Origin of the sequence: Bradyrhizobium cajani (assembly GCF_009759665.1) — a bacterium.
GTDB classification, from domain to species: Bacteria; Pseudomonadota; Alphaproteobacteria; order Rhizobiales; family Xanthobacteraceae; genus Bradyrhizobium; species Bradyrhizobium cajani.
On sequence record NZ_WQNE01000023.1, the window covers coordinates 116,683 to 138,691 of the forward strand.

19 protein-coding genes are annotated in these 22,009 nt (G+C 64.4%); 8 read left to right on the forward strand and 11 right to left on the reverse strand.

The window, feature by feature from the left end; all coding sequences use genetic code 11:
* Positions 1-131 precede the first annotated feature (131 nt).
* From GPL20_RS25250 to GPL20_RS25265, 4 genes are all read right to left on the reverse strand, one after another.
* Positions 132-641, reverse strand: coding sequence for an OsmC family protein (locus GPL20_RS25250; protein ID WP_157332695.1), 510 nt, complete (start codon positions 639-641; stop codon positions 132-134).
* 55 nt (positions 642-696) lie between these two features.
* On the reverse strand, positions 697-1,482 hold the full coding sequence (locus GPL20_RS25255) for an ABC transporter ATP-binding protein (protein ID WP_157332697.1): 786 nt from the start codon (positions 1,480-1,482) through the stop codon (positions 697-699).
* Between the two features lie 4 nt (positions 1,483-1,486).
* Positions 1,487-2,332 (reverse strand): ABC transporter permease, encoded by an 846-nt coding sequence (locus GPL20_RS25260; protein WP_157332698.1) that lies wholly within the window; start codon positions 2,330-2,332, stop codon positions 1,487-1,489.
* Positions 2,333-2,596: 264 nt separating this feature from the next.
* The gene (locus tag GPL20_RS25265; RefSeq protein WP_167533201.1) at positions 2,597-3,568 is read right to left on the reverse strand and encodes an aliphatic sulfonate ABC transporter substrate-binding protein; all 972 of its coding nucleotides are present in this window, start codon (positions 3,566-3,568) and stop codon (positions 2,597-2,599) included.
* 188 nt (positions 3,569-3,756) lie between these two features.
* Between GPL20_RS25265 and GPL20_RS25270 the strand changes: the two genes are divergently transcribed.
* Entirely contained in the window at positions 3,757-6,546 is a 2,790-nt protein-coding gene (locus tag GPL20_RS25270) for a [protein-PII] uridylyltransferase (protein WP_157332708.1), read from the forward strand.
* 146 nt (positions 6,547-6,692) lie between these two features.
* Here the strand turns inward: GPL20_RS25270 and GPL20_RS25275 are convergent, their stop codons facing one another.
* On the reverse strand, positions 6,693-7,223 hold the full coding sequence (locus tag GPL20_RS25275; RefSeq protein ID WP_157332710.1) for a methylated-DNA--[protein]-cysteine S-methyltransferase: 531 nt from the start codon (positions 7,221-7,223) through the stop codon (positions 6,693-6,695).
* A 98-nt stretch (positions 7,224-7,321) separates the two neighbouring features.
* Here GPL20_RS25275 and GPL20_RS25280 point away from each other — a divergent pair, with 98 nt between their 5' ends.
* From GPL20_RS25280 to GPL20_RS25290, 3 genes are all read left to right on the forward strand, one after another.
* Entirely contained in the window at positions 7,322-7,678 is a 357-nt protein-coding gene (locus GPL20_RS25280; protein WP_373568226.1) for a DUF1304 domain-containing protein, read from the forward strand.
* Between the two features lie 134 nt (positions 7,679-7,812).
* Positions 7,813-9,054: an ABC transporter substrate-binding protein gene (locus GPL20_RS25285; protein ID WP_157332714.1), complete on the forward strand. Its 1,242-nt coding sequence runs from the start codon at positions 7,813-7,815 to the stop codon at positions 9,052-9,054.
* A gap of 257 nt (positions 9,055-9,311) precedes the next feature.
* Entirely contained in the window at positions 9,312-10,538 is a 1,227-nt protein-coding gene (locus GPL20_RS25290) for an ABC transporter substrate-binding protein (protein WP_157332715.1), read from the forward strand.
* Between the two features lie 120 nt (positions 10,539-10,658).
* Here GPL20_RS25290 and GPL20_RS25295 read toward each other — a convergent pair whose 3' ends face one another.
* Entirely contained in the window at positions 10,659-11,084 is a 426-nt protein-coding gene (locus tag GPL20_RS25295; RefSeq protein WP_157332717.1) for a DUF1330 domain-containing protein, read from the reverse strand.
* A gap of 169 nt (positions 11,085-11,253) precedes the next feature.
* Between GPL20_RS25295 and GPL20_RS25300 the strand changes: the two genes are divergently transcribed.
* Together GPL20_RS25300 and GPL20_RS25305 are read left to right on the forward strand one after the other, a co-directional pair.
* The gene (locus tag GPL20_RS25300) at positions 11,254-13,464 is read left to right on the forward strand and encodes a transglycosylase domain-containing protein (RefSeq protein ID WP_157332719.1); all 2,211 of its coding nucleotides are present in this window, start codon (positions 11,254-11,256) and stop codon (positions 13,462-13,464) included.
* A 350-nt stretch (positions 13,465-13,814) separates the two neighbouring features.
* The gene (locus tag GPL20_RS25305; protein WP_157332721.1) at positions 13,815-14,474 is read left to right on the forward strand and encodes a hypothetical protein; all 660 of its coding nucleotides are present in this window, start codon (positions 13,815-13,817) and stop codon (positions 14,472-14,474) included.
* A 254-nt stretch (positions 14,475-14,728) separates the two neighbouring features.
* On the opposite strand, the gene GPL20_RS25310 is transcribed toward GPL20_RS25305, so the two are convergent.
* From GPL20_RS25310 to GPL20_RS25325, 4 genes are all read right to left on the reverse strand, one after another.
* Positions 14,729-15,568, reverse strand: a complete 840-nt coding sequence (locus tag GPL20_RS25310) for a M48 family metallopeptidase (RefSeq protein WP_157332723.1) — start codon at positions 15,566-15,568, stop codon at positions 14,729-14,731.
* Positions 15,569-15,785: 217 nt separating this feature from the next.
* On the reverse strand, positions 15,786-17,114 hold the full coding sequence (locus GPL20_RS25315) for a polyhydroxyalkanoate depolymerase (RefSeq protein WP_157332725.1): 1,329 nt from the start codon (positions 17,112-17,114) through the stop codon (positions 15,786-15,788).
* Between the two features lie 121 nt (positions 17,115-17,235).
* Positions 17,236-18,054, reverse strand: coding sequence for an ABC transporter permease (locus tag GPL20_RS25320; RefSeq protein ID WP_157332727.1), 819 nt, complete (start codon positions 18,052-18,054; stop codon positions 17,236-17,238).
* A 229-nt stretch (positions 18,055-18,283) separates the two neighbouring features.
* Complete coding sequence (locus GPL20_RS25325; RefSeq protein WP_157332729.1) at positions 18,284-19,087, reverse strand: ABC transporter ATP-binding protein; 804 nt, start codon at positions 19,085-19,087, stop codon at positions 18,284-18,286.
* 108 nt (positions 19,088-19,195) lie between these two features.
* On the opposite strand from GPL20_RS25325, the gene GPL20_RS25330 reads away from it, so the two are divergent.
* Both GPL20_RS25330 and GPL20_RS25335 read left to right on the forward strand, forming a co-directional pair.
* On the forward strand, positions 19,196-20,506 hold the full coding sequence (locus GPL20_RS25330) for an ActS/PrrB/RegB family redox-sensitive histidine kinase (RefSeq protein ID WP_157332731.1): 1,311 nt from the start codon (positions 19,196-19,198) through the stop codon (positions 20,504-20,506).
* Positions 20,507-20,609: 103 nt separating this feature from the next.
* Positions 20,610-21,164: an ActR/PrrA/RegA family redox response regulator transcription factor gene (locus GPL20_RS25335; RefSeq protein WP_167533203.1), complete on the forward strand. Its 555-nt coding sequence runs from the start codon at positions 20,610-20,612 to the stop codon at positions 21,162-21,164.
* Positions 21,165-21,315: 151 nt separating this feature from the next.
* On the opposite strand, the gene GPL20_RS25340 is transcribed toward GPL20_RS25335, so the two are convergent.
* Entirely contained in the window at positions 21,316-21,807 is a 492-nt protein-coding gene (locus GPL20_RS25340; RefSeq protein WP_157332735.1) for an MmcB family DNA repair protein, read from the reverse strand.
* Positions 21,808-22,009: the final 202 nt, after the last annotated feature.

Sequence of the window (22,009 nt, forward strand, 5' to 3'; positions counted from 1 at the left end):
CCGTAGTGGTTTAAGAGCTGGAGCGACGACCGTCCGAAATCACGACGGCCTGGGGTTATGGGTTCCCGCCCCCCGTGCGCAATTGCGCACTAGGCGGGAACGACACCGATTGTTGGGGTACGGCCTTCGACTCACATCCGCTGCATCGACACCGAGACCTTCGGGCCGTTCTTGATGGTCTGATAAACCACGCAATAGCGCTCGGTGAGTTTCAGCAACAGATCGAGCTTGTCCTGGGGGGCGTCGGTGTCGACCTCGAAGCGCAGGCGGATCTCGGCGAAGCCGACCGGGGTCTCCTTGTCGACGCCGAGCGTGCCGCGGAAATCGAGGTCGCCCTCGGCATAGACATTGCCGGTCTTGAGCGGCATCTCGATCGCGGTCGCGACCGACTTCAATGTGACGCCGGCGCAGGCGACCAGGGCTTCGAGCAGCATGTCACCGGAACACAGCTCGAGGCCGGAGCCGCCGGTGGCCGGATGCAGGCCGGCGACGGCAAGGGCACGGCCGGTCTCGACCTTGCACGCGATGCCGTCGCTGTCGGTGGAGCCCTTGGCCCTCAGCGTGATCAGCGCGGCCTTGGGATCGGTCTTGTAGCGCTCCTTGATCGGAGCCTGCATCTGGCGCAGTTCTGCGGCGTCCATTTTGGTTCTCTCCCGGCAAAATCGCTCTCCGATGTACCGGCTCAGTGCGCGATTGTCACCACCACATGGCCTGACCGGGACCCTGGGTTGCGTCACGGTCGGGCACGCTGCGGTCGAGCGAACGGTCGAGTGACGTCAGCACACTTCGCTTGAAATTCTCGAACAGCGGCGAATTGCGATCGCGTGGCCGGCCCAGATTGATCTCGATCTGATCGAACAGGCGGCCCGGGCGCGGCCGCATCACCAGCACGCGATCGGCAAGCACCACAGCCTCGTCGACATCGTGTGTGACGAGGATCAGCGTCGGCCGCGTGTCGGCCCAGAGGTCGAGCAGATGGTCCTGGAGGTCGCGGCGGGTGAAGGCGTCGAGCGCGGAAAAAGGCTCGTCGAGCAGCAGCACCTCCGGCTGCGGCACCAGCGCCCGCGCAATCGCGACGCGCTGCGCCTGTCCGCCGGAGAGCTCGCGCGGCCAGGCCTGCGCCTTCTCAGTGAGCCCGACGCGCTCGAGTGCGCGCGCGACCTTCCCGCGCCGCTCGGTCGCAGGCAGATCGGCAAGGCCGAAGCCGATATTGTCGGCGACGCTGAGCCAGGGCAGCAGCCGCGGCTCCTGGAAGATGATGCCGATCTTGGCGTGCGGCGAGGCGATCGCCTCCTCGTCGAGCGTCACCGTGCCCGAGCTGGCGCGGTCGAGCCCGGCGATGGCGCGCAGCAGGGTGGACTTGCCGCAGCCGGAGCCGCCGATGATGGCGATGATCTCGCCCTGCCTGATCTCGGCCGAGAAGCGCGCCAGCGCCTGCACGCCGTTGGGATAGGTCTTGCTGACCCGGTCGAGCGCCAGCATCGCCTCAGGCTCCCTTCGCGCGCCCGAAGGCGTCCTGCCAGCGCAGGAATGGTGCGGCCGCGAGCTCGATCAGCCAATCCGTGAGCTTGCCGAGGATGGCGAAGATCACGATGGCGGCGAGGATCTGCGCGGGCTTGCCGAGCTGCTGGCCGTCGAGCAGGAGATAGCCGAGGCCTTCGGAGGCGCCGATCAGCTCGGCCGCGACCACGAACATCCAGCCGAGACCAAGACCGACGCGCAAGGACACGACATAGGCCGGCAGCACCGCGGGCAACAGGATGCGGCGGATCATCGCGAACCCGGAGAGGCGGAAGGTGCGGCCGACCTCGACGACCTTGCGGTCGACCGAGAGGATCGCGCCCATCACGCCGAGATAGACCGGAAAGAACACGCCGACTGCGATCAGCGCGATCTTCGAGGTCTCGAAGATGCCGAGCCAGAGGATGAACAGCGGCACCCAGGCGAGCGAAGGGATCGCGCGCAGCGCCTGCACGGTCGGATCGAGCAACCGCCGCGCCAGCGACCAATAGCCCGAGATGGCTCCGAGTAGCGTTCCCGCAACGACGCCGAATGCAAAGCCGAGACCGACGCGCCACAGCGTCGCGGCGATGTGGCGAACCAGCTCGCCCGAGCGGGCGAGTTCGGCGATGGTCGCAAGCACGCGCGAGGGTGGCGGCACCAGCCGTCCATTGGACCAGCCGAGCCAGACCACGAACTCCCAGCCGAGCGCCAGCGCGAGCGGCAGCAACAGCCCCAGCAGCGGCCGCCCATAACGCGACAGCCGCGACGGCGCAGCCGCACCCTCGGCCGGGTCCGAAGTCTGTTGCAGGACGGGTGCGTCGGAGATCATGGCCGGTTAGGAAGCGCGTCTGGTCGGGGAATGCAAGGGCGTGCGTCAATCTCAGCTGTCGTCCCGGACAAGCGTAGCTCTAGACAACGCGTAGCGTTGTCTAGAGCGGAGCGCAGATCCGGGACCCATAGCCCAAGGGAGAAGTTGTGGCGCGAGCTGCCAACTCCGAGTCTTCGCCAAACCACGGCCTGTGGTTATGGGTCCCGGGCTCGCGCTACGCACGCCCCGGGACGACACCTGAATTTGCCGCGCGCGCTCGCCGAACTAATCCGTCGGCAGTGGGACCTGGTCGTCGATCAGGGCATCCAGCGTCGCCTTCACGTCGACCTTGGCGTCGACGACGCCGGCCTGCTGGAGCGCGAGGCCTGCGGCGAGGATCGACTCGCGCTGGGGCGCGCCGATGCGGCTGTGGGTGAGCTCGGTGCGCTCCTTGAGCTGCTTGTCGACCACGGCCTCCGGCAGCTTGGTCACGGCAATGAACGTCTTCTTCAGCTCGTCATAGTTCGCCAGCGAATACTTTCGTGCTTCCTCATAAACAGCGAGGACGCGGCGGGCGGCGTCTGGATGATCTTTCAAGAACTGCTCACGCACATTGAGGATGCCCCAGGTGTTGGCATCGGCCTTGCGGTAGAACAGCTTTGCGCCCTCCTCGACCTCGGCCTGCGCCATCATCGGATCGAGCCCGGCCCAGGCATCGACATCGCCGCGGATCAGTGCGGTCTTGCCGTCGGCGTGCTGGAGCAGCACCGGCGTGATGTCCTTTTCGGTGAAGCCCGCCCCTAACAGCGCGCGCACCAGGAAGATGTGCGGATCGGTGCCGCGCGTCACCGCGACGCGCTTGCCCTTGAGATCAGACACGCTCGCGATCTTGGAATCCTTCGATGTCACCAGCGCGGTCCATTCGGGACGGGAATAGACGTAGATCGACTTGATCGGATTGCCGTTGATGCGGGCAACCAGCGCCGCCGATCCGGCCGTCGAGCCGAAATCGATCGAGCCGGCGTTGAGGAATTCGAGCGCCTTGTTCGAGCCAGCCGACTGCACCCAGATGATGCTGATGCCGTCCTTGGCGAACTCCTTCTCCAGCAGGCCCTTCTGCTTCAGCACCAGCGACACCGGATTGTACGTCGCCCAGTCGATGCGGATCTCCTTGAGCGGCTCCGCCGCTCGCGCCGCAGGGGTCACGGCGAGCACTATTGCTCCCGCCAGCAGAATGCGTCGTGAAATCCCGATCATGCCCAGCCTCCTCCAAAACTTCATTGTTTTTCAAGGAGTTATATCTAGAGGTCAACGAGAAAATCTGCCCCTTGAAGGCGCAGTAGCCGAGGACAAGTTTGCCCAAAGCCGCACCTTTCCAGCATGGAACGACTATTGCCAGAGAATGGCGGGTGACAGCGCCGGCCGCCTCTTATATCCGGTGAGACATGGACAGCGTCACTACTGAGCAGAAGCCAGAGACAGATGACCGCTTCGACACCGCGCGGGTCACCGCCGCGGTCGATGCGCTTGCGGAAAAGCACGAGGGCCGCGAGGACGCGTTCCGCACCGCCGTAGCGCAATTGCTCAAGGCCGAGCTGATCGCGGCGCGCGCCGCGGCGCAGGCGATCCTCTTGAAGGACCGTCACGGCCGGCGCTGCGCCGAGCGGCTGTGCCATGTGCAGGACGAGATCATCCGCATCCTGTATTCGGCCGCGACCCGGCACCTCTACCGCTCGCCGATCCCGAGCGGGGCCGAGCGCATGGCGGTGGTGGCGACCGGCGGCTATGGCCGCGGCCTGATGGCCCCCGAGTCCGACATCGATCTGCTCTTCATCCTGCCCTACAAGCAGACAGCCTGGGGCGAGCAGGTCGCCGAAGCCATCCTCTATTGCCTCTGGGACATGGGGCTGAAGGTCGGCCACGCCACGCGCTCCGTCGACGAATCGATCCGCCAGGCGCGCGGCGACATGACCATCCGGACCGCGATCCTGGAGACGCGCTTCCTGACCGGCGACAAGCCGCTCTATGACGAGCTCGTCGAACGCTTCGACAAGGAAGTGGTGCAGGGCACGGCATCCGAATTCGTCACCGCCAAGCTTGCCGAGCGCGAGGAGCGTCACCGCCGCGGCGGCCAGTCGCGCTATCTGGTCGAGCCCAACGTCAAGGACGGCAAGGGCGCATTGCGCGACCTGCACACGCTGTTCTGGATCGCCAAATACGTCTACCGCGTCCGCGACACCGACGAGCTGGTCGACCGCGGCGTGTTCGATGCGCAGGAATATCGCAGCTTCCGCCGCTGCGCCGATTTCCTCTGGTCGGTGCGCTGCAATCTGCATTTCTACTGCAATCGCGCCGAAGAGCGCCTCTCCTTCGATCTCCAGCGCGAGATCGCGGTCCGGCTCGGCTACACCTCGCATCCCGGCATGCAGGATGTCGAACGGTTCATGAAGCACTACTTCCTGGTCGCCAAGGAAGTCGGCAACCTCACCGCCATCCTCTGCGCCAAGCTCGAGGACCAGCAGGCCAAGCCCGCGCCAGTGCTGAGCCGGATGATGGCACGGCTGCGTCCCACTCCGGTGAAGCGGCGGGTGCCCGACAGCGACGACTTCATCGTCGACAACAACCGCATCAACGTCGCCGCGCCCGACGTCTTCAAGCACGATCCGGTCAATCTGATCCGCATCTTCCGCCTCGCGCAGAAGAACAACCTCGCCTTCCACCCGGACGCGATGCGCGATGTCACGCGCTCGCTCGGCCTGATCAACGCACAGCTTCGCGAGAATCCCGAGGCCAACCGGCTGTTCATGGAGATCCTGACCTCCGACAACGCGGAGATCGTGCTGCGGCGGATGAACGAAACCGGCGTGCTCGGCAACTTCATTCGCGCCTTCGGCAAGATCGTCTCGATGATGCAGTTCAACATGTATCATCACTACACCGTGGACGAGCACCTGATCCGCTGCATCGGTTTCCTCCAGGACATCGAGCGCGGCGGCATCGAGGAGTTCACGCTCGCCAGCGACCTGATGCGCAAGACCCGGCCCGAGCACCGCGCGGTGATCTATATCGCCACGCTGCTGCACGACGTCGCCAAGGGAAGGCCCGAGGATCACTCGATCGCGGGCGCCAAGGTGGCGCGGCGGCTCTGCCCGCGGCTCGGCTTCAGCCCGGCCGACACCGAGCTCGTGGCCTGGCTGATCGAGGAACATCTGACGATGTCCACGGTCGCGCAGTCGCGCGACCTTTCCGACCGCAAGACGATCGAGAATTTCGCCGCCGTCGTGCAGTCGGTCGAGCAGATGAAGCTGCTGACGATCCTGACCACCGCCGACATCCGCGGCGTCGGTCCGGGCGTGTGGAACGGCTGGAAGGCGCAGCTCTTGCGCTCGCTCTATTACGAGACCGAGCCGGTCTTGACCGGCGGCTTCTCGGAGGTCGACCGGGGCAAGCGGCTCGCGGCTGCACACGCCGAGTTCCGCATGGCCTTCGCCGAATGGCCGAAGGACGAGCTCGACGCCTATATCGGCCGGCACTATCCGGCCTATTGGCTCAAGGTCGAGCTGGCGCGCAAGATCCGCCACGCCCGCTTCGTCCGCTCCAGCGAGCAGGCCGGCCACAAGCTCGCGATCAATGTCGGCTTCGACGAGGTGCGCGGCGTCACCGAGCTGACGATCTTCGCGGCCGACCACCCCTGGCTGCTCTCGATCATCGCCGGCGCCTGCGCCTCGGCCGGCGCCAACATCGTCGACGCGCAGATCTACACCACGACCGACGGCCGCGCGCTCGACACGATCTCGATCTCCCGGGAATACGACCGCGACGAGGACGAGGGCCGGCGCGCCACGCGCATCGGCGAGATGATCGAGGACGTGCTGGAAGGCAAGTTGCGTTTGCCGGAAGCGGTGGCGCGGCGCACCGTGCGCAGCAAGGCGAAGCCGTTCGTGATCGAGCCGGAAGTCACCATCAACAACCAGTGGTCCGATCGCTACACCGTGATCGAGGTCTCCGGCCTCGACCGTCCCGGCCTGCTCTACGAGTTGACCACCGCGATCTCGAAGCTCAACCTCAACATCGCCTCGGCCCATGTCGCGACCTTCGGCGAACGCGCGCGCGACGTGTTCTACGTCACCGACCTGCTCGGCGCGCAGATCAACGCGCCGACCCGGCAGTCCGCGATCAAGAGCGCACTGACCCATGTGATGGCCGGCGACAAGGCGGTGCAGCCAGCGGCGTAGGCGGTGGCCTGCGCGCTTCTCTCCTCTCGTCATTCCGGGGCGCCGCGCAGCGGCGAGCCCGGAATCCACTCATCTGCACCGTCGGTGTGGCTCGATGGATTCCGGGCTCGCGCTTTGCGCGCCCCGGAATGACGGTGGGGAGAGAGCTAAACCTCCACGCCCTCGTGCCGCAGCAGCCAGCGCTTTCGCTCCAGCCCGCCGCCGTACTTCACCAGCGAGCCATCCGCGCCGATCAGGCGATGGCAGGGCAGCACCACGCTGATCGGATTGGAGCCGTTGGCGTGGCCGACGGCGCGAATGGCCTTGGGCGTGCCGATCTTGGCGGCGAGTGCACCGTAGCTCATCGTGGTGCCGGCGGGGATGCGCGCGAGCGCGGTCCAGACCTTCTGCTGGAATGGCGTGCCGGCGATACGCCATGCGATCGACGAGAGCTGTGCAAGGTCGCCCTCGAAGTAATTCGACAGCGCCGCCTTCATCGCAGCCGGCGCGGAGCGCTCGCCCAAATCCACCGCGCCGTAATGCAGGCGCAAGAGCTCGCGCATGCGGTGCTCGTAATCGTCCCAGTCGAGCGCGCGCAAGGCGCCCTCGGCATCGGTGACGAGCAGGGCGATCCCGATCGGCGTTGCCAGGCGATCGAGGCCGAAGCGTTCGGGCGTCTTGGTTGGTCGGGTGGCCATTGCGGCACCATTGCATCGAAACACACGTCGCACTTGCCATGCCGGTCATGCTATCGTCCACCCGAAAGCTGACGCTTTTGGGGGAGCTCAACTTGATCCTGATCGCCAATGTCCTGGTGGCGCTGGTCGCCATCCTGCATGTCTTCTTCCTGACCCTGGAGATGTTTCTCTGGGACAAGCCACTGGGCTTGAAGGTGTTTCGCAATACGCCGGAGAAGGCCGAGATCACGAAAGTGCTGGCTGCCAATCAGGGCCTCTATAACGGCTTCCTCGCCGCCGGCCTGGTCTGGGGCCTCTTGCACGGCAATCCCGCCTTCGCGTTCCAGATCAAGGCGTTCTTCCTGCTTTGCGTGATCGTGGCCGGCGCCTATGGCGCGGCGACGGTCAGCACGCGCATCCTGCTCGTGCAGGCGGCACCCGCGGTGATCGCACTGCTCGCGCTTTACGTCGCCTGAGACGCTACGGCGCAGCGCCGCGATCCTTGCGCGGCGCGCCACCTTCCTTCACAATCTTCGGCAGCGATGGCGACCGTTGCAATCAACGGGACAAGACCGTCGGTCGAAAATTCCGTCAGGAGGAACAAACCACCATGAGCAATCGCAGAGCCTTCATAGCTGCCACGGCGGCGCTCGCCTTCGCGTTCTCCGCCAGCCAAGCCTTCTTAAGTGAAGCCCTCGCCCAGAAGAAATACGACACCGGCGCGAGCGACACCGAGATCAAGATCGGCCAGACTGTGCCGTTCTCCGGCGCCTACTCCGTCTACGCCAATATCGGCAAGACGCAGGCCGCCTATTTCAGGATGATCAACGATCAGGGCGGCATCAACGGCCGCAAGATCAATCTGATCCAGTATGACGACGCCTATTCGCCGCCGAAGACCGTCGAGCAGGTGCGCAAGCTCGTCGAAGGCGACGAAGTGCTGTTCACGTTCCAGCTGATCGGCACTGCGGCCAATGCCGCCGTGCAGAAATATCTCAACGGCAAGAAGGTGCCGCAGCTGCTGGCCTCGACCGGCGCGGCGCGCTTCAACGATCCGCAGAACTTTCCCTGGACCATCGCCTACAATCCCAACTACGTGTCAGAGGGGCGGATCTACGCAAAGTACATTCTCAAGGAGCATCCGAACGCCAAGATCGGCGTGCTCTACCAGAACGACGACATGGGCCGCGACTATCTCGCGGGCCTCAAGAGCGGTCTCGGCGACAAGGCCGCCAGCATGATCGTCGGCGAAGTGTCCTACGAGGTCACCGACCCGACGGTGGACTCGCAGGTGGTCAAGCTGAAGTCGATGGGTGTCGACGTGTTCTTTGACGCCTCGACGCCGAAATTCGCGGCACAGGCGATCAAGAAGCTGGCCGACCTCGGCTGGACGCCGGTGCACATCCTCGACATCAATGCGAGCCCGATCTCGGCCACGCTGAAGCCGGCCGGCCTCGAGATTTCCAAGGGCATCATCTCGACCCAATATGGCAAGGAGCCCAGCGATCCGCAGTGGAAGGACGATCCCGGCGTGAAGGCCTTCTTCGCCTTCATGGACAAGTATTTCCCGGAAGGCGACAAGCTCAACACCGTTAACACCTACGCCTATTCGGTGGCGGAGCTGCTGGTCCAGGTGCTGAAGCAATGCGGCGACGACCTGACGCGCGAGAACATCATGAGGCAGGTCGCCAACATCAAGGACTTCACCCCGAGCTTCGCGCTGCCCGGCATCAAGATCAACACCGGACCGAACGACTTCCGCGTCAACAAGCAGATGCAGATGATGAAGTTCAACGGCGAACGCTGGGAACTGTTCGGACCGATCATCGAGGATACGGGGCCGTCGGGCTAGGCGCTTCGTAGGGTTGGTTAGCCCCGCGGCTGCGCGAAGCGCAGTCCGCTGGGCGTAACCCACCTCTTCTGCGTCCGCGGTGATAGACAGTGGTGGGTTGCGCGTCGCTAACCCACCCTGCGAACCAATGCCCCCTACCAACGCCCACCTTGCGTCGCAGCAACGCCTCCTCCACTATCGCCCTCAGCGATGGCGTCGGACGCGCAGCAGTGCTGCCCGACAGACCATCGGCAATAACAACACTGAGGAAATTGCGTATGAGGAATGGAATTCTGCATGTGGTCACGGCAACGGCGCTGACCCTGGCGCTGTCGATCTCGTCGGCCAATGCCCAGAAAAAGTATGATCCGGGCGCCAGCGACACCGAGATCAAGGTCGGGCAGACCGTGCCGTTCTCGGGCCCGGCGTCGGCCTATGCCACGATCGGCAAGACGCAGGCCGCCTATTTCAAGATGGTCAACGATCAGGGCGGCATCAACGGACGCAAGATCAATCTGATTCAGTATGACGACGCCTATTCGCCGCCGAAGGCGGTCGAGCAGGTGCGCAAGCTGGTCGAGAGCGACGAAGTGCTCCTGACGTTCCAGATCGTCGGGACGCCGTCCAACGCCGCCGTGCAGAAATATCTCAACTCCAAGAAAGTGCCGCAGCTCTTTGCCGCCACCGGCGCGTCGAAGTTCACCGATCCCAAGAACTTCCCGTGGACCATGGGCTACAATCCGAACTATTTCGTCGAGGGCCGCATCTACGGCCAGTACATCCTGAAGGAGCATCCGAACGCCAAGATCGGGGTGCTTTATCAGAACGACGACCTCGGCAAGGACTATCTGAACGGCATCAAGGCCGGCCTCGGCGACAAGGCCGCCAAGATGATCGTCACCGAGGCTTCCTACGAAGTCTCCGATCCGACCGTCGATTCGCAGATCCTCAAGATCAAGGATGCCGGCGCCGACCTGTTCTTCAGCGCCACCACGCCGAAGCAGGCCGCGCAGGCGATCAAGAAGATCGCCGAGCTCGGCTGGCATCCGGTGCAAATCGTCGACATCAACGCCACCTCGGTCGGCGCGGTGATGAAGCCGGCGGGGCTGGAAGCCTCCAAGGGCGTGATCAGCGTCAACTACGGCAAGGACCCGCTCGACCCGACCTGGAAGGATGATCCCGGCATGAAGAAATATTTCGACTTCATGGCGAAGTACTATCCGGACGGCGACAAGGATTCGAACTTCAACGTTTATGGCTACGGCACCGCCCAGCTGCTGGTGCACGTGCTGCAGCAGTGCGGCGACAACCTGACGCGCGAGAACGTCATGAAGCAGGCGGCATCGCTGAAGGACGTCACCGGCGACACCGGGCTGCCCGGCATCAAGGCCAACACCTCGGCCACCGACTACCGCGTCAACAAGCAGCTCCAGATGATGAAGTTCAACGGCGAGCGCTGGGAGCTGTTCGGCCCGATCCTGGAGGATACGGGTCCGGCGGGTTAGAGGTTTACACGGTCATTCCGGGATGGCGCGAAAGCGCCAGACCCGGAATCTCGAGATTCTCAGGTGCGCAACTGCGCACCATAGTTCGATGCTTTCGCATCGCCCCAGAATGACGTTGCTCTACTCCGGTATCTCCCCAAAATTCTTGCCCACCGGCAGCACCGCATGCCGGATCAGGCGAGAATCCTCCACCGCCGCCTGGCGGTGTTTCACCGCTTCGCGATAGACGGGATCGCGGATCATCTCAACGAAGGCGCCGACGCTCGGATATTCGGCGATGAAGCAGTGGTCCCAGCGTTCCTCCTGCGGACCGATCAGCATCAGCTCGAACCTGCCCTGCCAGACGATGCGGCCGCCGAGCCGTTCGAACACCGGGCCGCTCTCGCGGCCATAGGCCGCATAGGCCTCCGCACCGCTCGCCTTGCGGCCGTCCGGATAGGCCGCCTCCTTGCGCAGGCGCACCAGATTGAGCATGTGGATCGGGCCCGGGCGGTCGTTGTCCCGGAATTGCGCAAAAATCTCCTTGGCCGGATCGATGTGGCCCATGCGTGTTCCCTGTTGTTTTCTGCCGGCAATCCTAGCTCCGGCACCTTCGAAGCGGAACTGCGGCCGGCGAATGCCGCACCTCCTAATCGCGCGTTAACGCTTGGGGTAACCGGGCCTTAAACAGCGACCGCTAGCGTGCGACGGGGCGGGCTGACCGGGCGTTTTGCGTATGGCGTGGGGAAAGAAAAAGGGTGGGCGGAAGGAGCCGCTGTTCGGCTTGCCCGCGGCGCTTGCCGATCTGCGCCTGACGGCGGCCGACCGCATCCCCGGCGGCGACGACAAGCCGAAGAAGTCAGCGAAATCATCCGCCAAGCGCAAGAGCGACGATGCCGGCGACGAGCCGCCGCGCGAGCGCAAGGCCCAAGCAAGCCGCAGCGGCGCCAAGCGCCGGTCGAAATCGGGCGGAGGATTCAGCCTTGGCCGCCTGGTCTATTGGGGCGCGGTGCTGAGCCTGTGGTGCGTGATCGCCGTGATCGGCGTCGTGGTCTATGTCGGTGCCCATCTGCCGCCGATCCAGTCGCTGGAAATCCCCAAGCGCCCGCCGACGATCCAGATCGTCGGCATCGATGGCAGCATGCTGGCGCAGCGCGGCGAAATGGCCGGCGCCAATGTCTCGCTGAAGGACCTGCCGCCTTATCTGCCCAAGGCCTTCATCGCCATCGAGGACCGCCGCTTCTACTCGCATTTCGGCATCGACCCGATCGGCATCCTGCGCGCCCTCGTCACCAACGTGCTCCATCGCGGCGTATCGCAGGGCGGCTCGACGCTGACGCAGCAGCTCGCCAAGAACCTGTTCCTGACCCAGGAGCGCACCATGCAGCGCAAGCTGCAGGAGGCCGAGCTGGCGATCTGGCTGGAACGCAAGCACTCCAAGAACGAGATCCTGGAGCTGTATCTGAACCGCGTCTATTTCGGCTCGGGCGCCTATGGCGTCGAGGCCGCGGCACAGAAATATTTCGGCAAGTCGGCGAAGAACGTCACCGTCGCGGAGGCCGCGATGCTGGCCGGCCTCGTCAAATCGCCCTCGCGCCTTGCGCCGAACCGCAACCCCGAAGGCGCGGAAGCGCGCGCGCAGATCGTGCTCGCAGCGATGGCGGATGCAAAGTTCATCACCGAAGCGCAGGCGAAGGCCTCGATCGGCCATGCCTCCTACGACGTGAAGCCGGCCGGCGCCGGCACGGTCAACTATGTCGCCGACTGGATCGGCGAGGTGCTCGATGACCTCGTCGGCCAGATCGACGAGAGCATCAAGGTCGAGACCACGATCGATCCGAAGCTCCAGAGCGTCGCGGAAGCCGCCATCATCGACGAGCTTGCCGCCAAGAGCGTGAAGTTCAATGTCAGCCAGGGCGCGCTGGTGGCGATGACGCCTGACGGCGCCGTGCGCGCCATGGTCGGCGGGCGGAACTATTCCGACAGCCAGTATAACCGCGCGGTCACGGCCAAGCGCCAGCCGGGCTCCTCGTTCAAGCCGTTCGTGTACCTCACCGCGCTCGAGCAGGGGCTGACGCCCGACACGGTCCGCCAGGACGCGCCGATCGAGGTCAAGGGCTGGAGACCCGAGAACTACACTCACGAATATTTCGGCGCGGTGACGCTGACCCAGGCGCTGGCGATGTCGCTCAACACGGTCGCCATCCGCCTCGGCCTCGAGGTCGGGCCGAAGAACGTGGTGCGCACCGCGCACCGGCTCGGCATTTCCTCCAAGCTCGAACCCAACGCCTCGATCGCGCTCGGCACCTCCGAGGTCTCGGTGGTCGAGCTGGTCGGCGCCTATGCGCCCTTCGCCAATGGCGGCCTCGCGGTAACGCCGCATGTCGTGACGCGGATCAGGACGCTCAGCGGCAAGCTGCTCTACATGCGCCAGCCGGACGAGCGCAACCAGGTGATCGATCCCCGCTATGTCGGCATGATGAACACGATGATGCGGGAAACGCTGATCAACGGCACCGCCAAGAAGGCGGAGATCCCCGGCTGGCCGGCCGCCGGCAAGACCGGCACCAGCCAGGACTACCGCGACGCCTGGTTCATCGGCTACACCGCGAGCCTCGTCACCGGCGTCTGGCTCGGCAATGACGACAACTCGCCGACCAAGAAGGCGACCGGCGGTGGCCTGCCGGTGGAAGTCTGGACGCGCTTCATGCGCACGGCGCACGAGGGCGTGCCGGTGGCAGCCTTGCCGAACTCGCAAGCGACCTGGGGCCTGTCGAACCTCGCGCAGGCGGCCTCGCAGGTGTCGCCGCCGACAGCGGCCCCGTCAGCTCCTGCCAACAATGGCGGCTATCGCCCGCCTCCGCCCACCCGCGCCAATGTGCGGCCTGAAGCAGCGGCGGGACTCGATGGCTGGCTGATGGACCGCCTGTTCGGCGGGAACCGATAGAAGCGGGCTGAGGCCTGGCCTCAAAACAAAAACTGCGAAAACAACCCCATGCACAGTAGAACGCGACATCCGACGTGACGCCGGGTGGATCGTTCGAAGCGCTTGATGCGGCAAGGCTAATCAGCCACGCGGCGCAAATCGTCGCGACGTGTGACGAGAATCGCGCGAGACGCCGCGGCGTAGTCGTTGCCGCGCATATCGCGCCACCGCTTCGGCAAGTCCTGCCTACCGCGGCAGGTTTCTCCGCGATCGGCGTCCCCCTGGACGCAAAAACACCAGTCTCTTCAAGCTCCCGTCATCGGCCCGGAATTTGCTCTCACAGGTTGAGCGAGTAAACCGAGGAACGTTCCATGATGTCAGGTGTATCCAGCGCGGCGTTGCCCTATCTGCGGCCCGCGTCGACGTCCGCTTCACATGCGACATCGGGTCTCCAGCCGGCGGCATCTGCTACGACCGACGCGGCGACCAGCAGCCCCGGAATTCCGGTCTCCCAACTCAAGCCGGTGCAAGGTGCCAAGGCAATGTCGGTGGCGGATAATCCGGCCCTGCACGACCTGATGGCAACGAACTGGCTGATGACCCACGGCGCCAGCGGAACTCAACCGGCCGTCTCGGACGACGCACCTGAGAACACCTATGCTCAGGTGAAAGTCGACGGCAAGGTGGTGGCCACTCTGTACAATGGCGGGTCCTCGACGATGACCAACGCGGCGGCCGCCAAGATCGGCAAGCTCGAGGATCCTCCCGGCCTGAGTGGACCGGACCTGGCGCAGTGGCGGGCGGACAACTACGCGAGGCTGCTTGGAGGCACCGTCGAGAAGGCTCCCACCGCGATCACGCAATCGCAATGGACACCGCGCGAAAGCAGGTCCACGACCTACAGCCGCGAACAACTCGATGCGGCGTTCCAGGCCATGCTGGCAGAAGGCCAGAAGGCGATCGCGCAACGGCAATCGTCCTATCTGGCGTCACGCACGCCGCCGGGGACGAGCGCGGATATCAGTGCTTGATGTGAGAGGGATGAATTTGGAGTGATTGTTCCGAGGGTATTGGTAAGCTGTCGCCTCACCTTCGGTGTCGTCCCGGCGAAGGCCGGGACCCATACCGCGTGATCTATCGATGGCGAAAGGTCAAAGTACCGAACAACCAATCTTCGTCAAACCACTCCCTGTGGCTATGGGTCCCGGATCTGCGCTCCGCTTCGCTGCGCTTGTCCGGGACGACGAAGAGAATGAGAGCCACCTTCGCGAATAGCGGGCGAAAGCTAATCATCGACCCCGTAGCGGTGCAGATCATTCCCGTGGGTGTCGAGCCACTTCTTGGCGCGCTCCATCGACGGACAGACCTTGCCGCACACGCGCCAGAACCGCGCCGAGTGGTTCATCTCGACGAGATGGGCGACCTCGTGGGCGGCGAGATAATCGAGCACGTAGGGCGGCGCGAGAATCAGGCGCCAGGAGAACGACAGCGAGCCCGCCGAGGTGCAGGAGCCCCAGCGGCTGGACTGGTCGCGGATCGAGAGGCGCTTGACCCGGACGCCCAGCTCGGTGGCGTAAGCCTCGGCCGAACGCTGAAGGTCGCGGCGCGCCTCGCGCTTGAGGAAGTCGTGGACGCGGCGGTCGACATGGTCGACGCCACCGGCGACGCAGAGAATGCGTTCACCGCTGTCGCGCATCTCGGTCCACACCGTGCCGCGCTGGCCAGCACGATGAACGATGCGATGGGAAACGCCGCGAAGCGGTATCACTGTGCCAGGCTGAAACGGCGCGGCCTTCGGCAGACGACCGAGACGCGCGGCGATCCACGCGCCGTGACGCTGCGCAAAATCCTTGGCATCGGCGAGCGTGCCACGCGGCGGCATTGTGAGGATGGCTTCGCGATCGCTCGGATGAATTCTGAGCGTGTAGCGGCGCGCTCGGCGGTGCCGGCGCAGTCGAATCGCAAAGAATTGCGATCCGTGGGTAATGACGAGGGTCTTCGGTTCGTGGGGCCGCCGATAAAGGAGCGCGCGAGTGGCCATGTCTGTCAGTCCGGGGGGCAGGAGTGCGCCCGGATTCTGCCATAACCGCCGCCAGGGAAAGCGCTCGGCGCAAAAACAAATCATTTGCCCAATATACAGGGGTCTGGCGTCCGGGAGACCCTACAGACTGGGGTTGGAACCCGCTTTTTTCGCCCCCGTTGGATGCATGCGACACCCCCAAGGGATGAGGAGAGACTCACTCCTAGAAAGCTACCTAAATACCGCGATTCTGGAGGGAACCAGGCCCTGTCCGAGCCTCCGACGGGACCTCAATTTTCGACGGGAAAGCCGAAAAACGCGATTATTCGGCTGCAAGAGCCTGTAACGAGCTCGGATTGGCCGCCGAGACCATGAAATCATGAATCCGCGGCACGATTTCCGACTTGAAGCGCGAGCCGTTGAACACGCCGTAATGTCCGACGCCCTTCTGGACGTAATGAACGCGGCGATGATCGGGAATCTTGCTGCACAAAGTGTGCGTCGCTTCGGTCTGACCGAGACCCGAGATGTCGTCGTTCTCGCCTTCGACCGTCATCAACGCGACGCGCGTGACCTTCGACGGATCGACGCGGGTTCCGCGATGGGTCATCTCGCCCTTCGGCAACGCATGTTTCACGAAAACGGTGTCGACGGTCTGCAGGTAATACTCGGCGGAGAGGTCCATCACCGCGAGATACTCGTCATAGAACTCGCGATGCTTGTCGACGAGGTCGCCGTCGCCCTTCACCAGATTGGCGAAGAGCTGCTTGTGGGCATTCATATGCCGGTCGAGATTCATGCTGATGAAGCCGTTGAGCTGCAGGAATCCCGGGTAGACATCGCGCATCATGCCCGGATGCGGGAACGGCACCTTGGTGATGACGTGGTTGCGGAACCAGTCGATGCCGCGCTCCTGGGCAAGGTTGTTCACCGAGGTCGGATTGCGGCGGGTGTCGATCGGGCCGCCCATCAGCGTCATCGAGGTCGGCACGAAGGGATCGCGCCGCGCTTCCATGATCGAGACGGCGGCGACGACGGGCACGGAGGGCTGGCACACCGCCATGACATGGGTGTTGCCGCCGAGGACGTGCAGCATCTCGATGACGTAGTCGATGTAGTCGTCGAGATCGAAGCGGCCTTCGCTGAGCGGCACCATGCGGGCATCGGCCCAATCGGTGATGTAGACCTCATGCGCCGGCAGGAAGGCCTCGACCGTGCCGCGCAGCAGCGTCGCATAGTGGCCGGACATCGGCGCCACGATCAGCACGCGGGGCTGCGGGCTGCGCAGCGGGCGGGTGAACTTGCGATCGAAGTAGAGCAGCCGGCAGAACGGCTTTTCCCAGACCGAACGGATCTCGACGGGAACGCGGATGCCGTTGACCTCGGTGTCGTCGAGGCCCCATTCCGGCTTGCCGTAGCGGCGCGTGGTGCGCTCGAACAATTCGCAGGCCGCGGCGACCGACTTGCCGACCTCGGTGCGTGCCCAGGGATTGAGGGGATTCTGAAACAGGAGCCGGGTCGCGTCCGTGACCGCACGTGCCGGGTTGAGAGAGGCTTGCGCCATCTCGTACATCCAGTACATCGGCGTCGTCAGGACCGGACTGCCTTCCGCCGCCAGGGGCGGCGCGCCGCCGAACTCACCAATAGGCATCGCTATATTCCTCTTCGCATCGCAACATACTGCCGAATGCGTAATATTGCGTCAATGCATGGTTCCGTACATCTACGTAAGCAAAACGGCCAAACGGGCCTGAATCCACGGGAAAGTGAAGCTATTCGCCGCTCGAGAGCAGCGAGCCGTGCTTTTTGGCGCTGCGCAAAAGGGCAAGAAATGCCCAAAAAGATGCAACCAGAAGTCCGGCATTCATCGCCAGCGCACCCAGCATCAGGTCGGTGCGGAAGGTGTTCTCGATCAGGAGCGCGCGCATGCCCTCGAACACGTAGGTCGGCGGCAGCGCCCAGGCGACGTATTGCAGCCAGACCGGCAGCACGCTGACGGGATAGTAGACGCAGGCCAGCGGCAGGATTGCGAACATCAGGGTCCAGACGATGCTCTCGGCGCCGAGGCCGTTTCGCAGCACCAGACCCGAGACGAAGATGCCGACCGACCAGCTCGTGAAGATGAGATTGCAGAAGAACGCGATCAGCGGCAGGCCGAGGGCATAGACGTTGAAGTGAAACATGACCAGCGCGAGCAGCGTCATCGGGATGATGCCGATCGCGAGCCGGATCAGGCTCATGACCATCAGCGACAGCAGAAACTCGATCGGCCTCAAGGGGCTCATCATGAGGTTGCCGATGTTGCGCGCCCACATCTCCTCCAGGAACGAGATGGAGAAGCCGAGCTGGCCGCGGAACAGGATGTCCCAGAGGATGACGGCGCCGATCAGCGTGCCGCCCGCGCGCGCGAAGAAATTGGCGTTCTCGGCAATGTAGAGCTGGAGAAAGCCCCAAGTGATGACCTGGAGCGCCGGCCAGTACAAGAGCTCGAGCAGCCGCGGCCAGGACGACAGCAACAGATACCAGTAACGCAGGATCATCGCACCAATGCGATGGAGGGAGATGCCACGATGGAGGGACAGCTCGCTCATCGCGCCAACCCGTAGCCCGGGTGGAGCCCGTCATCCCGGGGCGCGACATCGTCGCGAGCCCGGGATCGATAACCACAGGATTCAATTTGACGAAGACTCGGAGTTACCAGTCTCGCCCAACAACCACCGTCTGTGGTTATGGATTCCGGACTCGCGCTCCGCACGCCCCGGAATGACGGGGCTCCATCCGGGCTACGACTACAACCACGGCCGAAACGTCGGAGCCCGCTCATTTCGCCGCCTCCTTCGCACCGTTCACCCGGCCGCGCGCGACGTCCAGGAACACCTCTTCCAGCGTAGTACGGTTGTAGCGCGCCATGATGGAATCGGGCGTGTCGTCGTCCTCGATGCGGCCGCGCTTCATGATGATGACGCGGTCGCAGAGCCGCTCGACCTCGAGCATATTGTGCGAGGCCAAAAGGATGGTGGCGTCGTGCTGCCTGCGATAGCGCTCCAGATGCGCCCGCACCCAGTCGGCGGTGTCGGGATCGAGCGAGGCGGTCGGCTCGTCCAGCAGCAGCAGCTCCGGCTGGTTGATCAGCGCCTTCGCCAGCGCGACGCGGGTCTTCTGACCGGCCGACAGCTTGCCGTTGGCGCGGTCGATGAAATCGGTGAGGTCGAGATCGTCGGCCAGTCTTGCGATGCGGTCGGACAGGTTCGACACCGCATAGAGCTTGCCGAACACGGTGAGGTTCTGCCGCACCGTGAGCCGCATCGGCATGTCGACATAGGGGCTCTCGAAATTCATCCGCCCCAGGACGGCCGCACTCTCCTCCGGCATCCGATGCCCGAGCACCTGCACCCGGCCGGAGGTCGGCAGCACCAGGCCCATGATCATCGCGATGGTCGTGGTCTTGCCGGCGCCGTTGCCGCCGAGGAGGCCGGTGATGCTGCCGCGTGGCAGCGAGAAGGAGATGTCGTCGACGGCGCGGGTCTGCTTGTAGACCTTGACGAGATGATCGACCGCGATCGCCGCGGCGGCGCCGCGATCCGCGACAGTCGGCGGACTTGAAGCCTTGTCATTCTCGGTCATGCTGGGCCGTTCTTCTGCTATTGCAGCTGATAGCGCAAGGCTTGTAATTCCCGGACGGTTCCGCGAGCTGCGCGCTGTAATCGAGAAGGCACCGCCAAATTGGCCGATATGACCGAAATTGCCGCTTCCGACTTTCGCCACGCGCAGCGGCATATCCGCCTGGACACGATCCTGCGGCTGCGCTGGCTCGCAGTGCTGGGCCAGCTCGCCGCGATCTTCATCGTGGCGCAGGGGCTGGAGTTCAACGTCGAGATCGTCCCCTGCGTCAGCATCATCGCCCTGTCGGCGGCGCTCAATCTGGCGCTTCAGACCGCGGCCAATCCGATGCAGCGGCTGGAGCCGATGCAGGCGGCCGGACTGCTCGCCCTGAACATCGTGGAGCTGGCCGGGCTGCTGTTCTTCACCGGCGGCCTCCAGAACCCGTTCTCGTTCCTGTTCCTCGCGCCGGTGCTGATCTCGGCCACGGCGCTGCCGGCCCGCTTCACCTTCGGCCTCGGCGTGCTGGCCGTTGCCTGCGCCTCGATCCTGTTCTTCTTCCATCTGCCGCTGCCCTGGGATGCCGACGATCCCCTGGTGCTGCCGCCGATCTATCTCGTCGGCATCTGGCTCTCGATCGCGCTCGCGATCGGCGTCACCAGCCTCTATTCGTTCCAGGTGACCGAAGAGGCGCGCAAGCTCGCGGATGCGCTGGCTGCGACCGAACTGGTGCTGACGCGCGAGCAGCATCTGACCCAGCTCGATGGCCTCGCTGCCGCCGCGGCGCACGAACTCGGCACGCCGCTCGCAACGATCTTCCTGATCTCGCGCGAGCTGGAAAAGACGGTGAAGGACGCAAGCATCGCCGCCGATCTGAAGACCCTGCGCGAGCAGACCCAGCGCTGCCGCGACATTCTCAGCAAGATCACCCAGCTTTCCTCTACCGGTGCACCGTTCGACCACATGAAGCTGTCGGAGCTGATCGAGGAGGTGGTGGCACCGCACCGCGATTTCGGCGTCGACATCAAGGTGCGGATCGCGATCACCGCCGCGGCCGAGCCGGTCGGCTCGCGCAACCCGGCGATCCTCTACGGGGTCGGTAACATTGTCGAGAACGCGGTCGATTTCGCCCGCACCACCGTCGAGGTGAATGCGTGGTGGAACAACGACACGATCGAGCTCCTGATCTCCGACGACGGCCCCGGCATCCCGCCCGACATCCTCAACCGGATCGGCGAGCCCTATTTGTCGCGGCGACGGACCCAGGATGAAGGCGGCGGCCTCGGTCTCGGCGTGTTCATCGCGCGCACCCTGCTCGAACGCACCGGCGCCAAGGTCTCGTTTACCAACCGGGTGTTTCCGGAACACGGCGCGGTGGTGCAGATCGCATGGCCCCGGCAGCGTTTTGAGGCTATCGAGACGCTCGAAGAAACAATAGGATAGACCGCGACCTTGCGTCGCACGGAAGGGCCGGTCGACCATTTGTCGCCTTGGCACAGCCCGATTGCGACGCCATATGTCAACGCGCTGGAGAGAGGACGAAACCTTGAACGCCATCGCTGAACTGAACGAACAGACCGACCGCTCGCTGCTCATCGTCGAGGACGACAAGCCGTTTCTGGAACGGCTGTCGCGCGCGATGGAGACCCGTGGCTTCACGGTGACCTCGTGCGACACGGTTTCGGACGGGCTTGCGCAGATCGGCAAGGCGGCCCCCGCCTTCGCCGTGGTCGACTTGCGGCTCGGTGACGGCAACGGCCTCGACGTGGTCTCGGCGCTGAAGAAGAAGCGCCCCGAGGCGCGCGCCATCGTGCTGACCGGCTATGGCAACATCGCCACCGCCGTGACGGCCGTGAAGATGGGCGCGATCGACTATCTGTCGAAGCCTGCGGACGCCGACGACGTCGTCGCCGCGCTGCTCTCGACCAGCTCGGAGAAATCCGAGCTGCCGGCGAACCCGATGTCGGCCGACCGCGTCCGCTGGGAGCATATCCAGCGCATCTACGAGATGTGCAACCGCAACGTCTCGGAGACGGCACGCCGGCTCAACATGCACCGCCGCACGTTGCAGCGGATTTTGGCCAAACGCGCGCCTAGGTAATTTTCCGAGGTCAATCTCTCACCGTCACCCTGAGGCGCTCGCCTTGCAAAGCAAGGCGAGCCTCGAAGGGCGACGGCCCGGCTGCATCGCGGCCGCGCATCCTTCGAGGCTCGCTGCGCGAGCACCTCAGGATGACGAAACCGCGAACCCCCTACTCCCAGAAATCCGCGTGTCCCTGCGGATCGACCAGGCGGTTGATCCGCAGCGCCGCCGCCATTGCGAAGCGCACCGTCATCTGCTTGCGGGTGGCGGCAGCAAGCTTGTGCTCGGGCGCCTCGCAATGCATGTGCGCGCCATAGGCGTCGGCGATGATCAGGCCGGTGTCTTGCGGAAAGATCTCGCACGGCAGGTCCTGCATGAAGGCGAAGAACAGCCGATCGCAATGGGCGCGGTATTCGTGCCATTTCTGGTCGGCGCGGAGATCCTCGACCGATGACTTGATCTCGACGATCCAGATCTCGCCACGCTCGTTCAGCGCCACCAGATCGGCGCGCCGGCCCGACGGCAGCGGCAATTCGCTGATGCAGGAGAAGCCGAGCGAGCGCAGCAGCCGCGCCGTGCCGCGCGCGATCGCCAGCGCCGTCTCCGACTGGCGGCGATCCGGCGGGGGAACGAGGGCGATGTTGCGGGCGGTATTGTCCATGGGGGGAGAATAGCCGATTCCATTCGGTGCGGACACTGCCCGATCGAGGCGAGCTGCGGCCTATTCTCAGCTGTCGTCCCCGCGTTCGCGCTAGAGCATGCACATATCTGGTGCGGCGGATTGACTCGGGTAGGCGGCGGGGGATTCCAGAATCGGAAGTCTGTGTGATTTCTATTCCACACTCCATGGTTGGACGGGGTGC